The organism is Empedobacter sp. UBA5036, from assembly GCF_002415215.1.
Taxonomy (GTDB): Bacteria; Bacteroidota; Bacteroidia; order Flavobacteriales; family Weeksellaceae; genus Empedobacter; species Empedobacter falsenii_B.
The window spans coordinates 1-12,875 of sequence record NZ_DICC01000032.1 but is presented as its reverse complement, the minus strand read 5'-3'; the positions used below and the strand labels follow the sequence as shown (position 1 = coordinate 12,875).

The 12,875-nt window shown below is 32.4% G+C and carries 11 protein-coding genes and 1 rRNA gene; 9 read left to right on the top strand and 3 right to left on the bottom strand.

Annotated elements, in window-relative coordinates; translation table 11 throughout:
* Nucleotides 1-14: 14 nt before the first annotated feature.
* Nucleotides 15-1,403, bottom strand: coding sequence for a hypothetical protein (locus tag B4J88_RS05770; RefSeq protein ID WP_257468169.1), 1,389 nt, complete (start codon nt 1,401-1,403; stop codon nt 15-17).
* Nucleotides 1,404-1,697: 294 nt separating this feature from the next.
* On the opposite strand from B4J88_RS05770, the gene B4J88_RS05765 reads away from it, so the two are divergent.
* The gene (locus B4J88_RS05765; protein ID WP_038335685.1) at nt 1,698-1,946 is read left to right on the top strand and encodes a type B 50S ribosomal protein L31; all 249 of its coding nucleotides are present in this window, start codon (nt 1,698-1,700) and stop codon (nt 1,944-1,946) included.
* A gap of 132 nt (nt 1,947-2,078) precedes the next feature.
* Nucleotides 2,079-3,251, top strand: coding sequence for a proline dehydrogenase family protein (locus B4J88_RS05760; protein ID WP_115001213.1), 1,173 nt, complete (start codon nt 2,079-2,081; stop codon nt 3,249-3,251).
* A 50-nt stretch (nt 3,252-3,301) separates the two neighbouring features.
* Here B4J88_RS05760 and B4J88_RS05755 read toward each other — a convergent pair whose 3' ends face one another.
* Both B4J88_RS05755 and B4J88_RS05750 read right to left on the bottom strand, forming a co-directional pair.
* Complete coding sequence (locus B4J88_RS05755) at nt 3,302-3,610, bottom strand: hypothetical protein (protein WP_115001211.1); 309 nt, start codon at nt 3,608-3,610, stop codon at nt 3,302-3,304.
* Between the two features lie 69 nt (nt 3,611-3,679).
* Nucleotides 3,680-3,991, bottom strand: a complete 312-nt coding sequence (locus tag B4J88_RS05750; RefSeq protein ID WP_115001209.1) for a hypothetical protein — start codon at nt 3,989-3,991, stop codon at nt 3,680-3,682.
* 148 nt (nt 3,992-4,139) lie between these two features.
* Between B4J88_RS05750 and priA the strand changes: the two genes are divergently transcribed.
* The 7 genes from priA to B4J88_RS05715 form a co-directional block, all read left to right on the top strand.
* On the top strand, nt 4,140-6,599 hold the full coding sequence (gene priA, locus B4J88_RS05745; protein ID WP_291066790.1) for a replication restart helicase PriA: 2,460 nt from the start codon (nt 4,140-4,142) through the stop codon (nt 6,597-6,599).
* 102 nt (nt 6,600-6,701) lie between these two features.
* The gene (locus B4J88_RS05740) at nt 6,702-7,427 is read left to right on the top strand and encodes a DUF3667 domain-containing protein (RefSeq protein WP_291066788.1); all 726 of its coding nucleotides are present in this window, start codon (nt 6,702-6,704) and stop codon (nt 7,425-7,427) included.
* Between the two features lie 69 nt (nt 7,428-7,496).
* Nucleotides 7,497-8,186: an ABC transporter ATP-binding protein gene (locus B4J88_RS05735; RefSeq protein WP_038335693.1), complete on the top strand. Its 690-nt coding sequence runs from the start codon at nt 7,497-7,499 to the stop codon at nt 8,184-8,186.
* Nucleotides 8,187-8,243: 57 nt separating this feature from the next.
* Complete coding sequence (locus B4J88_RS05730; protein WP_038335694.1) at nt 8,244-9,473, top strand: ABC transporter permease; 1,230 nt, start codon at nt 8,244-8,246, stop codon at nt 9,471-9,473.
* Nucleotides 9,473-10,729 carry an ABC transporter permease gene (locus tag B4J88_RS05725; RefSeq protein ID WP_038335695.1) on the top strand — a complete coding sequence of 419 codons (1,257 nt, stop codon included), beginning with the start codon at nt 9,473-9,475 and terminating at the stop codon, nt 10,727-10,729. The genes B4J88_RS05730 and B4J88_RS05725 overlap by 1 nt, the downstream gene beginning before the upstream one ends.
* Before the next feature lie 24 nt (nt 10,730-10,753).
* Nucleotides 10,754-11,887: an efflux RND transporter periplasmic adaptor subunit gene (locus B4J88_RS05720; protein WP_115001196.1), complete on the top strand. Its 1,134-nt coding sequence runs from the start codon at nt 10,754-10,756 to the stop codon at nt 11,885-11,887.
* Between the two features lie 864 nt (nt 11,888-12,751).
* Nucleotides 12,752-12,875: ribosomal RNA gene (locus B4J88_RS05715) — 16S ribosomal RNA — on the top strand; the annotation flags it as partial.

Here is a 12,875-nt window from a genome sequence, read left to right as displayed (position 1 = left end):
CGACCTTATTTATTTTATTGAAATGCTCCAATTGTAGGAGTTGTTCCTCGAGGTTGTCCGTTATAATCTAACGGATATTGTTGCGCAAAAGATATTTTTCCTTTCCCTTTAGCAGGTGATTCATTTTTCACAGCTAATTTATTTGCGAAATAATTTGTATTCTCAAACATCGGATCTAACGTAATACTTGCCAAGAAATTTGGCGCAGTTGTCACATTTAATACTGAAGTATCCGCATTGTGAATAACATTGGTGTCAAATAAATAATTGAAAGCCGCACCATCTTTTTTATCCAATAAAATAGCATTTGGCGTGCGTTCATTATATATAATACAATTTCCGAACGTTGCTTTTGTCAAAGCCGAAACATTTTTATCATTGTTTTCGTTACTCAAGAAAAGCGAATAAGCTGGACCAGCACTTGTCGCAAAATTGTAATAATTGGCAAAAGTAGAATGATAAAATTCGTACGAACCACCATATTCTATTGCTAAAGTTGCCAAATTACTATTATTCATCACCAAGTTGTAACCTGTAATTGTAGCGTTTGTTGCTAAAATTCCATACGATTGATTATTAACAATTTTAGCATTACTAATATCTAATTTCGAATTATTTACGTGTAAACCAGTATCTGCACCAATAATTTTTGCATAATTGATTTTTGATGTACTATTTGGAGCTAGTTCGATTTTGTTCCATTGATCAGGAATCGAATCGTATTTATTATCATGACGAGCTGAACGAAATTTCACTTCTTCATTCAAAGCTCCATTTACAGTAAGTTTTGCATTGTTTCCAACTGTTAAACTTGCTCCTTTTTTGAAATAAACTTTTGCACCTTTATCAATTGTTAAATCACTTGTAATAGTTAAATTTCCGTCAATTACTTGGGCTTCGTCCATATTCCAATTTGCAGAAGAAATTGTAGCATCTTTTGTATGAATTTTAGCTTTTTCTATCCAAGAAAGTAACTTGATTTTTTTAGAAGAATTGGTTGTTTTAAAGTTAATTTCGTCATCGTAAAGCGGATTAAGAGGCGCTTCTTGAGCATTTACTTCAACAAAAATAAATAAACTATCCTTTTTGCGAATCGGCACATTTTCGAAACTTGTTCCTGCTTTTCCGTCTACATTTATATTGAAAAATGAATTATTTCCACGTGTCAAATATATTTTTGGAATCACGCGATCATCATTCTCAGGATTATAAATTTTAAGCAGATAGGTTTCAGATTTAGAGAAATTATATACGGTATCTACGGAAACGGTATCTTTGCTAAAGCGCAATTCAGAACTAATTGGATCATAGTCAAAATCATCGCGACAAGATTGAAAACCAATCAAAGAAGCAATACCAAGTCCGGCGATTAATGTTTTTACGTTCATAAAATTATGATTCATTATATAAGTTTAAACAGCAAATAATAGGTTTTATTGTAGATGGACAAAGATAAAAAATAGATTTTTATGAATAGATTCACCAAAAATATTTGTACGAATTACTAAAATGTTTATATTTGCACCACGAAAAATGTGTACAAGAAGTGCAGGTTTAATTTTAAGAAGCCCATTACACTCGAAATTAAATTTGCTTAATGTATTGTTTTAAATGTTTTTTCAATAAAATTAATTGTAACATTCTGTAAATAATATTATCTTTGCACTCCAATAAAGTTAACAAAGAAGATTAAAAAAATGAAAAAAGATATCCACCCAACAAATTACCGTTTGGTAGCATTCAAAGATATGTCTAACGAAGATGTGTTCATCACAAAATCTTGTGCTGATACTAAAGATACATTAGTTGTTGACGGAGTAGAGTACCCATTAATCAAAATGGAGATTTCTTCTACATCTCACCCATTTTACACAGGTAAAACTAAATTGGTTGATACTGCAGGACGTATCGACAAATTCAGAAGCAAATACGCTAAAAAAGGATAAGAATAGGCAACTATTTGCAATCTTTAAAATATATCAAAAACCTACAAGAATTTCTTGTAGGTTTTTTTAGTTTAATCAGGTTTTAATTATAAATTTGTAACGTTATATTAACACAAAAAATAGTTAACTCACATGTCTTTATTCGACAATACACAGTTTGCTTTCGAATCGAAATCAGATAAAGATTTAAAGAAAGCGTATTACTTATACAAGTTAATCGGAAGCCCCGCATTGACAAGTTTTGGAACTAAGTTTTTTAATTTACCATTTGCGGTAGATATCCCATTCGTAAAACCTGTAATTCGTGAAACAATCTACAAACAATTTGTAGGAGGAGAAACGGCAGAACAAGGTGTGGTTGTCGCAAATGAATTATTTAAATATCACGTAAGTTCTATTTTAGATTATTCTATCGAAGGATTAACAGAAGAAAAACAATTTGACGAAGTTCGTGACGTTATGTTACACTTGGTTGATTTAGCAAAATCTAATCAATCAATTCCATTTGTAGTATTTAAACCAACTGCATTTGGTCGAATCGAATTATTTGAAAAAGTAGGGAAGAAACAAACGTTAACTGCAGAAGAAGAAAAATCTTGGGCTAATATTCGTCAACGTTTCGAGGCAGTATGTCAAAAAGGATATGATTTGGATGTTAATATCATGGTAGATGCAGAAGAAACTTGGATGCAAGGTTCTGCAGATGATTTGACTGACGAAATGATGGTGAAATATAACACAAAACGTGCATTAGTTTGGAATACGTTGCAAATGTATCGTCATGATCGTTTGGCTTATTTGAAAGAAATGCATGCAAAAGCAGAGCGCGAAGGATATTTCTTAGGATTCAAAATTGTGCGTGGAGCATATATGGAGAAAGAGCGTGCACGTGCGCAAGCCGAAGGTTATCCATCTCCAATTCAACCAAACAAAGAAGCTTCGGATAGAGATTATAATCTAGCGTTAGAATTTATTGCTTCTCATCACGAGCGTTTTGGTTTATTCGCAGGTTCGCACAACGAAGAAAGTTGCGAATTGTTAATCAAATTGATGAACGAAAACGGAATTGAGAAAAATAATCCAAATTTCTGGTTTGGACAATTATTTGGAATGAGTGATAATATTTCATTCAACTTGGCGCATTTAGGATACAATATTGCAAAATATTTACCTTACGGGCCAATCAAAGAAGTAATGCCTTACTTGGTTCGTCGAGCACAAGAAAACACTTCTGTTGCAGGACAAACAGGACGCGAATTGATGCTGATTGAAAAAGAATTAGAGCGTCGTAAAAAATCGAAATAATCGTATTTTATATAAAGCAAAAATCCACTCAATTTGAGTGGATTTTTTGATTAATTATTATTTTTCTTGATTCTAATCTTGCCTTTATGTTCATGATACATCATACAAGTTGCTTTATTTTCTAACTCTTTGCATGTTTTTTCAAAATCATAAATAACACTCACGGTTTCACCTTCTTTTTTGTCTGAAAATATTTCATTGTTACAAACCAAATAATCCTCTTTGTCATCAACACGAATGTAAGTTCCTGTACAATCTCTCACAATCGTTCCAGTAAATAATCGATCGTGTTTAATACTTGTACTGCAAGAAGATAGGGCTAAGGTAAGGAGAGTAGTTAATGAGAAAAGTAGTTTCATATTTTGATAAATTAATAATCATAAATATAAAGTTTTTTATAGTGTAAATAAATAGAGTTTAACTATATTTTAAAAACTTTTTTTATTAAAATTTAGAATAACCAACATCATCGAATCTTGTAAGGAAGTCACTTGATGAATAACTTTTGGAGGAAGAATATATTCGTCAAATTCTTTTAAATTGACAATCTCAATTTTTGAATCAATTTCTATTTCACCTTTCAGCATTAAAATTTTTGCATTTACAGGTAATTGATGATCGATTAATTTCAAACTTTTTTTTAGTCCAAAAGCAACAACACGCGTATCATCATTTCTGAAAATGATTTTTATAATTGGTTTTTCCGATTCCGAAATCTGATCTAAAATGGCATGTAACATAATGATAGTTTTTGAATTCTCTTAAAATTAGTATTAATTCTTCAAACTATCTGAAAATGAAATATTAATAATTTGTGAAATTTTAAGCAATTGTAATCTTCATTCTTAACACAAAAAAATGTTTAACTTGCGTTTTTAATCATATAAAATGACAACGAATTATTTTGCCGAAATTATTTTACCACTTTCATTAAATGGAACATTTACATACCATCTTTCTGAAATTGATTTACAGCAAATTAAAGTTGGTCAGCGTGTTTCCGTGCCTTTCGGAACGCAAAAATTATATACAGGAATTGTACATTCTATTCATCAAAATGCGCCAGAATTATACAAAACAAAGGCGATTCATGCTTTTTTGGATGATGAACCTTTGGTGACGCAAACGCAAATTAATTTTTGGGAATGGATGGCGAATTATTATATGTGTTCACTGGGCGATGTTTTTCGAAATGCTTTTCCTTCTGCGTTAAAATTAGAATCTCAAACTTTTGTTCGATTAATTAATCCAAATTATGAAACAATTGAAGAGCTAAATGATTATGAATTTTTAGTTTTTGAAGCGTTGAAATTAAGAGAAATCATTTCGGTTGAAGAAGCAGCTTTAATTGTGGATGAAAAATCAGCAATTCCAACACTAAAATTATTAATTGATAAAGGAATTATTCGATTAGATGAAAAACTCAACGAAAAATATACGCCTAAAATTGATAATTATGTCAGATTACATCCCGATTTAAAAGGAAATGAAGCTGCTTTTATCGAGATTTTAAATCAATTAAATAAAGCACCAAAACAGCGCGAAACCTTGTTGCAATTGATTACGTTAGAAACACAATTACAAGAAAAACCGCTAAAAGTGTCAGATTTTGTAAAACAAGGTGCGACAAATGCAGTACTTAAATCCTTAGCAGAAAAAGGAGCTGTCGAAATTTATCAGCATCAAACTTCTCGTGTAGAAGAGCAAGAGAAAGATGTAACTGAAATTTCAGAGTTGACTTTGAAACAAACCGCAGCTCTAAATCAAATTAAAGAAGATTTTAAAGATAAATCGACTGTTTTGTTGCATGGTGTAACGTCTAGTGGAAAGACAGAAATTTATCTAAAATTGATGGAGCAAATAATTGCGAAAGGAAATAAAGTATTGTATTTATTGCCAGAAATTTCGGTCACAACGCAAATTGTTCATCGCATTAAAAAACATTTTGGAGAAAGAGTAGGAGTTTATCATTCGAAATTTAATCAAAATGAACGTGTCGAATTGTGGCAAAAAACCTTGAATGGTGATTTCGATATTATCATTGGTCCACGAACAGCGTTGTATTTGCCTTTTGATAATTTGGGAATGATTATCGTCGACGAAGAGCATGAATCGTCTTATAAACAAATGGATGTAAAACCATTTTTTCATGCGCGCGATATGGCGATGTTGCTTGGAGGAATGATGAACGCAAAAGTTTTGTTAGGTTCGGCGACGCCTTCGGCTGAAAGTTATTATAATGCGAAAAATAAAAAATATGGTTATGTCGAATTAACGGAGCGTTTTGGAAATATAAAGCTGCCCGAAATTAATTTGATTGACCTCAAAAAAGCGCAAAAGGAAAAAGAAATTACAGAAGATATTTCGCATACACTTCGTGATGAAATTTTCAATCAATTGCATCAAAAAAAGCAAGTCATTTTGTTTCAGAATCGACGTGGATATGCACCGATTATGGAATGTAATACGTGTGGACATACGCCTGAATGTCCAAATTGCGATGTCAGTTTAACGTATCATAAATTCTCTAATCAACTCAAATGTCATTATTGTGGTTATGCGCAAGCGAAACCTTTGCGTTGTCCAAGTTGTGGTTCGCACGAATTGAATACAAAAGGTTTGGGAACGGAGCAGATAGAACAGCAAGTTCAAACGATTTTTCCTGATGCAAAAGTTCGAAGAATGGATGTCGATTCGATGCGCGGGAAATTTGCTTACGAAAAATTGATTGAAGATTTCGAGAACAAAGAAATTGATATTTTAATTGGAACACAAATGATTACAAAAGGTTTTGATTTTGGAAATGTTAATTTTGTTGGTGTTATTCGAGCAGATTCTTTGTTGAATTTTCCTGATTTTAGAGCGCACGAAAAAGCATTTCAATTGTTAACGCAAGTCTCTGGTCGTGCTGGTCGTCGTCAAGAACAAGGAAAAGTTTTGATTCAATCTTTTCAACCCGAACATCAGATTTTGCAAAATGTCACAACTTATAGTTATGCACCAACGATGAAGGATATTTTGTATGAGCGCAAAGAATTTTTGTATCCGCCTTATTCTCGGTTAATCAAGTTGCGTTTCAAGCATAAAAATAAAGAGCGTTTGGATAAAACAGCAGCTCAATTGGTCGTTTTACTTAAACCAAGTTTTGATGCAAAATGTTTACTTGGTCCAGAAGCGCCTTCGATAGGACGAATCAATAATTTGTATATTACAGATGTGATGATTAAAATTCGACCAAATCAATCGCCTCAAAAAGTAAAAGATTTAATTCAATCAAAAATAGATCAACTGCATACAATTGCGGCTTTTCGTTCAGTGAGAATTGATGTAGATGTAGATCCAGTTTAAAGTTTTTAAAAAACTGAAAATAAAGTTTGCTTTTTTAAGATGTATTTCTAGTTTTACAAAACTAATTATGAAATACATTTTAACTTATTATTTTTCTGAAAAATGAATAACAAATGCCTGAATTGCGAAAAAGAAACACAAGGGAATTATTGTTCGAATTGTGGACAATCCACATCAATACATCGATTTTCGTTAAAACATTTTTTTGTTCACGATTTTGTTCATGGAATTTTTCATTTTGATAAAGGTTTTATTTTTACAATAAGAGAACTTTTTACACAACCAGGTCATAGTATTCGAGAATATATTCAAGGAAAACGTGTAAAACATTTCAATTGTTTTTCTACAATTATTTTGGTTCTGACTATCGAGTATTTTTTCTTGAAGTTATTTCATGTAGATGCAAAAGTATTTTTAACCGATTATACAGGTTTATACAAATTTCAGAAAGATTACTCCAAATTTGTTCCTTTCATAGCCATCCCTTTTTATGCACTTTGTAGTTATTTAATTTTCAGAAAGAGTCAACAAAATTATACTGAAAATCTTGTTTTGAATACATATTTAGTTGGTGGTTGGATGTTAATTAATTTTATACAAAAAGTAGCTTTAACATTTGCTCCTACGATATTTTTAAATCCAATAAAATACATAACAATAGCGGTTACAGTCTTTTATATTTATGTTTTTTACTATCAATATTTTTCTGTTTTTAAATTTAAGTTACCTTTATTCATAAAAGTTATATTTATTACATTGTCCATCTTAACGATTAAACAATTTATTAATGTTACTTTAAATAATATAGGTTTACATTTTTTACATTAATCTTTATTTGTAACATTTTTCTTATAATTTCGACTTATCTGTTATCTTTATTGAAATTTACAACAATCTATGATATCTATTCGAGATTTAAATAAATCCTACATAATGGGAAAAAACAAACTTCACGTACTCAAAGGAATTAACCTTGAGATTACGGAAGGCGAATTTGTTGCGATTATGGGATCTTCGGGTTCGGGGAAATCAACTTTATTGAATATCATTGGAATGTTGGACGAGCATGATACAGGTATTTATGAATTGGACGGTGTTAGAATTGAGAAGTTAAACGAAACTAAAGCGGCTAATTATCGAAACAAATTTTTAGGATTTATTTTTCAATCTTATAATTTAATTAGTTTCAAAAATGTATTAGAAAATGTAGCGTTACCGTTGTATTATCAAAAAGTAAAACGATCGGATCGAAATAAAATAGCGCTTAGTTATCTGGAAAGAGTGGGGTTGGAGCCTTGGGCTACTCATATGCCAAATGAACTTTCGGGTGGACAAAAACAACGTGTTGCAATTGCGCGTGCATTGGCTGCAAAACCAAAATTGTTATTGGCGGATGAGCCTACAGGAGCGCTGGATACAAAGACTTCGCAAGAAGTAATGCACCTGATTCAAGAAATTAATGACGAAGGTAAAACAATTGTAATGGTGACGCATGAAGATGATATTGCAAATATGTGTAAACGTATTGTTCGTCTTAAAGATGGTGTAATTGTAAGTGACGAAAAAGTAGAACAAGTAAGAGTTTAATGATTTTCGAATCTCAAACTTCGTAAATCATAAATCAAAGAATCTTAAATATAAAATATGTTTGATACAGACCGTTGGAGCGAAATATGGTCGTCCATTGCAAGTAATAAATTGCGTACAGCATTGTCGGGTTTGACAATCGCTTTGGCGCTTTTTGTGTTTATTACATTGTATGGATTGGGAAATGGTTTGCAGAACGGGTTTCAACAAGAATTTTTCAAAGCAAATTCATTAAATATTACCGTTAACGGAGGTACAACAACAGAACCTTACAATGGTTTCAAACAAGGACGTACAATTGAATTGGATGTAAAAGATTTTGATTTTATTAAACATTCTTTTCCAGATGAAATAAAATCGATTGTAAGTACAATTTCGAAAAGTGATACGATTAGAAATGAAGCTAATTCAGGAAGTTATTCAATTACTGGAGTTTATCCAGAATATGAATCAATGATTAATGAAAATGTAACGCTTGGTCGATTTATCAATAAAAAAGATATGGAGAATCAGTCCAAATCAATTGTTATTGGACGATTGGTTGCGCAAGATTTTTTTCCAAATCAGATTGCGATTGGTAAGTATTTGCAATTAGGTTCAAGTATGTATCAAGTGGTTGGTGTTTTCGAAAGTAAAGATGGTGGTGATAATGCCGAGCGTGCTTTGTATGCACCTTTTACAACGTTTAGAACGATTTATGCTACAGATAAAGTATCATCGATTATTGTAACACCAAAAGATGGAATGGCTTTGGCTGACATTTCTAAACTTGCAAATGCAATTGAATATAATATAAAAGGTCGACATAATGTTGCACCTTCTGATTATGGTGGAATTTGGGTGCGAAATGCGGCTGATGCAATGGAAGATACCAATCAATTTTTCTTGATTCTGACAATTATTGTATTTGTAATTGGTGGAGGAAGTTTGATTGCAGGAATCGTAAGTATCGGAAATATTATGGTGTTTAGTGTAAAAGAGCGTACCAAAGAAATTGGTATTCGAAAAGCTTTAGGCGCAACACCAGCCAATGTTTTGGGACTGATTTTACAAGAAGCAATTATGATTACAATTATTTTCGGAGCAATAGGAATTGCTTTAGCGGCACTTGTTGTAGAAAATATTGGAGATAGCTTAGAAGAATATTTTATTTATAATCCAGGTGTAGAAACTAATTCGTTGGTAATGGCTTGTATTATTTTATTTGTTGCAGGAACAGTTTCTGGATTAATTCCAGCTTTGAATGCAGCACGTATTAAACCTATTGATGCTTTAAGAGACGAATAATGAACTTTATAAAATTTGTTTTTGATCCAGATGCTTGGAGCGAAGTCTACGCGGCGATTCGCAAAAATAAATTGCGCACTATTTTGACGATGATTGGTGTCGCATGGGGAATGTTTTTATTTGTCTTATTGTTAGGCGTAACACGTGGTTTGCAAAATGGTTTTGACCGTAATTTGGCAAATGCTGCAACCAATTCATTATTTGTTTGGGGAGGAACGACATCGATGCCATATCAAGGATTTCAAAAAGGTCGCACAATTGAATTGAAAATGAGTGATGTTCGTCAAATTCAGGCTCGTTTTCCTCAAATTTCGTTGTTAGCTCCTCGAAACTCGAAACCAAATTCAATATTAACTTACGGAACAAAATATAATTTTTACACGGTTAATGGAGATTACCCAGACCAAAACCGAATGTTTGGGAAAGATATTATTCAAGGTCGTTTTATCAATGAAGATGATATCAAAACTGAATCGAAAGTTTGTGTAATTGGAATTGAAGTTGCCGAACAATTTTTTGGTGATAAACCAAAACCTTTAGGGAAAGAAATCAGAATTAGCGATAGTTATTATACAATTGTCGGCGTTTACGACACACCTTCTTCGCCTGTAGAGAGTAAAGATCAAGTGTTTATTCCGTTTACAACATTTCAAAAGATATATAATCAAGGGGAAACGATTCAATATTTGAGTTTGAGCCTGCCTAATAATTATGATATTGTTGCATTCGAAAAAGAATTAAAAACATATCTGAAACAAATTAAAAATATTTCGCCAGATGACGACCAGGGAATTGGAGGTTTTAACTTAGGTGAAATGCTTGGAAAGATTATGAAATTCGTAAAAGGAATGCAGTTCCTAGCGATTGTTGTAGGAGGGATGACATTATTTTCTGGGGTTATTGCGATTGCAAGTATATTATTGATTACAGTTTCAGAACGTACAAAAGAATTTGGAATTCGAAGAGCATTAGGTGCAATTCCTGCTCAAATTCGAGGACAAATTTTGTTAGAATCAGTAGTTTTAACATTAATTGCAGGTTTAGGCGGAATTATTTTTGCAGCACTTTTACTAATGGTTCTCAACGAAATTATCATTCCATCAAATAAAAACATACCTTTATATAATGCGTCAATCGATTTGTTTACACTTTTTACAGCTTTAGCAGTGATGGTGATTATGGCAACTTTAGCGGGATTGATTCCTGCTCAACGTGCAATTCAAATCAAACCTATTGATGCTTTGAGAGATGAATAACTAAAACTTAACAGATATAGAAGAATGAAAAAATTTCTAAAGATTTTGATGATTGTCGTTTTTATCGGTGCTGTAATCGGTGTGATTGCGTATTTCGGTAAAAAGAATAGCCAAGACAATGAAGTTTATGAAACGACAACGCCTTTTATGGGAAATATAGAGGTGAAAGCTGTTGCAACTGGTGAAGTAAAACCGTTGGAAACAATTGAAATTAAGCCAAATATTTCGGGTGTTATAAAATCGATTAATGTTGCTGAAGGACAATATGTAGAGCGTGGTCAATTGATTTGTGAACTGAAAGTTGTTCCAAATGTTCAGTCGTTAAATGCAGCTCGTCAGTCTATTCAAGCGGCTCAAATTACGGTCGATCAAGAACGTCGTAATTTCAATCGAACATCAACTTTATATAATCAAGGTGTTTTGCCTCGTGCAGATTATGACAATGCAAATGCAACATATAAGTCAGCTCAACAACAATTAAAAGCTGCCGAAAACGATTACAAGGTTGCGCAAACAGGTATTGCTCCTGGTTTGGAAGCTTATGCAACAACACGTATTACAGCAACTACTTCGGGAATGATTTTAGATATTCCTGTTGAGGTTGGGAATATGGTGCAAGAGATTAATAATTTCTCTACAGGTACGACGATTGCTACGATGGCTGATGTTAAGAAAATGATTTTCCAAGGAAAAGTTGACGAAGCTGAGGTTGGTAAATTAAAAGAAGGAATGAAAATTAATGTATCGATTGGTGCAATTCCGAACAAAACTTTTACAGCGATTCTTGATTTTATTTCGCCTCAAGGAGTTGCAACGAATGGAGTAGTTCAGTTCGAGATTAAAGCACCAGTTCAATTAGATTCAGATAACTTTATTCGTGCGGGATATTCTGCAAATGCTGAGGTTGTAACGCAGGAAGCAAAAAATGTATTGTTGGTAAAATCAGCGCATGTTCGTTACGACGAAAACCAAAAACCATATGTTGAGATTCTTACTTCTGGTAAAGGACAAGATGCAAAATACGAAAAGAAATACATCACTCTTGGAATTACAGACGGAGTGAATGTTCAAGTAAAATCTGGCTTGAAAAAAACAGATAAAATCAAAATTTGGAATACCGATTTGGAAAAAGATAAAAACGGTAACGGTCCACATTAATAAGATACAAAAGGAGAATAAAGCGTTCTCCTTTTTTTGATTCTGTCACTCCGATTTTATCAAAAAGCTTTTTTATAGAAACTTAATTATGATGTCATCAGCATCGTATCCATTATATTATTAACTATACTGAATAACTCATTCTCGCTTTGCGACAATTCCTCCCGTATAGTTAACTCAAAAGTATCCATTTTACTTTTCTTTTTGGTAAGAAAAGCAAAACGTCTAATCATTTTATGAAGTTAAAAGGCATTCTTGAGTAATTAACAAGTTTAATTTTCCTGTCGTTTCGAGCTTGTCGAGAAATCTATCCCGTTATAATTTTGTTTTTAAAAAGAGCTTTTCTCGTCAAAAATCTAATATCTCACATCTCATATCTAAAAAATTTAAAAAATATTTTCCATTGTACCAGTGACTTAAGGAAAGAATGTAAAATAAATGTAAAGTTGGTTTGGAAAAACGAATAATGCAGGCGTATATTTGCAACCTCAATACGAAAGACGAGTAGTATTGAACTTGACATAAGGACTTAAATAGCGAAAAAATTTATTTAAAAATAAATTTGCGAGTTTAGAAATAAGTTTTACCTTTGCAAACCGATTTCGAAAGGAGTTTGAGAGTGAAAGTAAAATTGACTTGTTGAAATAAAAATTTTCTAAATAAAATTTGTTAGTTAAAAAATAAGTATTACCTTTGCAACCGCAAATGCCGAGAGGGTTTGCTAAGATGAGAAGTTCATCTGAAATTATCAAATATACAGATGGAACAATAGCCGAATAAAACGAAGTCAATCCTTGAATAATGGAGCTATAGGAAATTCGATGTTGTAAAAAACAGAAGCTAACGCTTCAAACAAAATTATTTACAATGGAGAGTTTGATCCTGGCTCAGGATGAACGCTAGCGGGAGTCTTAACACATGCAAGCCGAGGGGTATAGTTAGCTAGCTAACTAGAGACCGGAGCCCCGGTGCGTTACGCGTATGCACC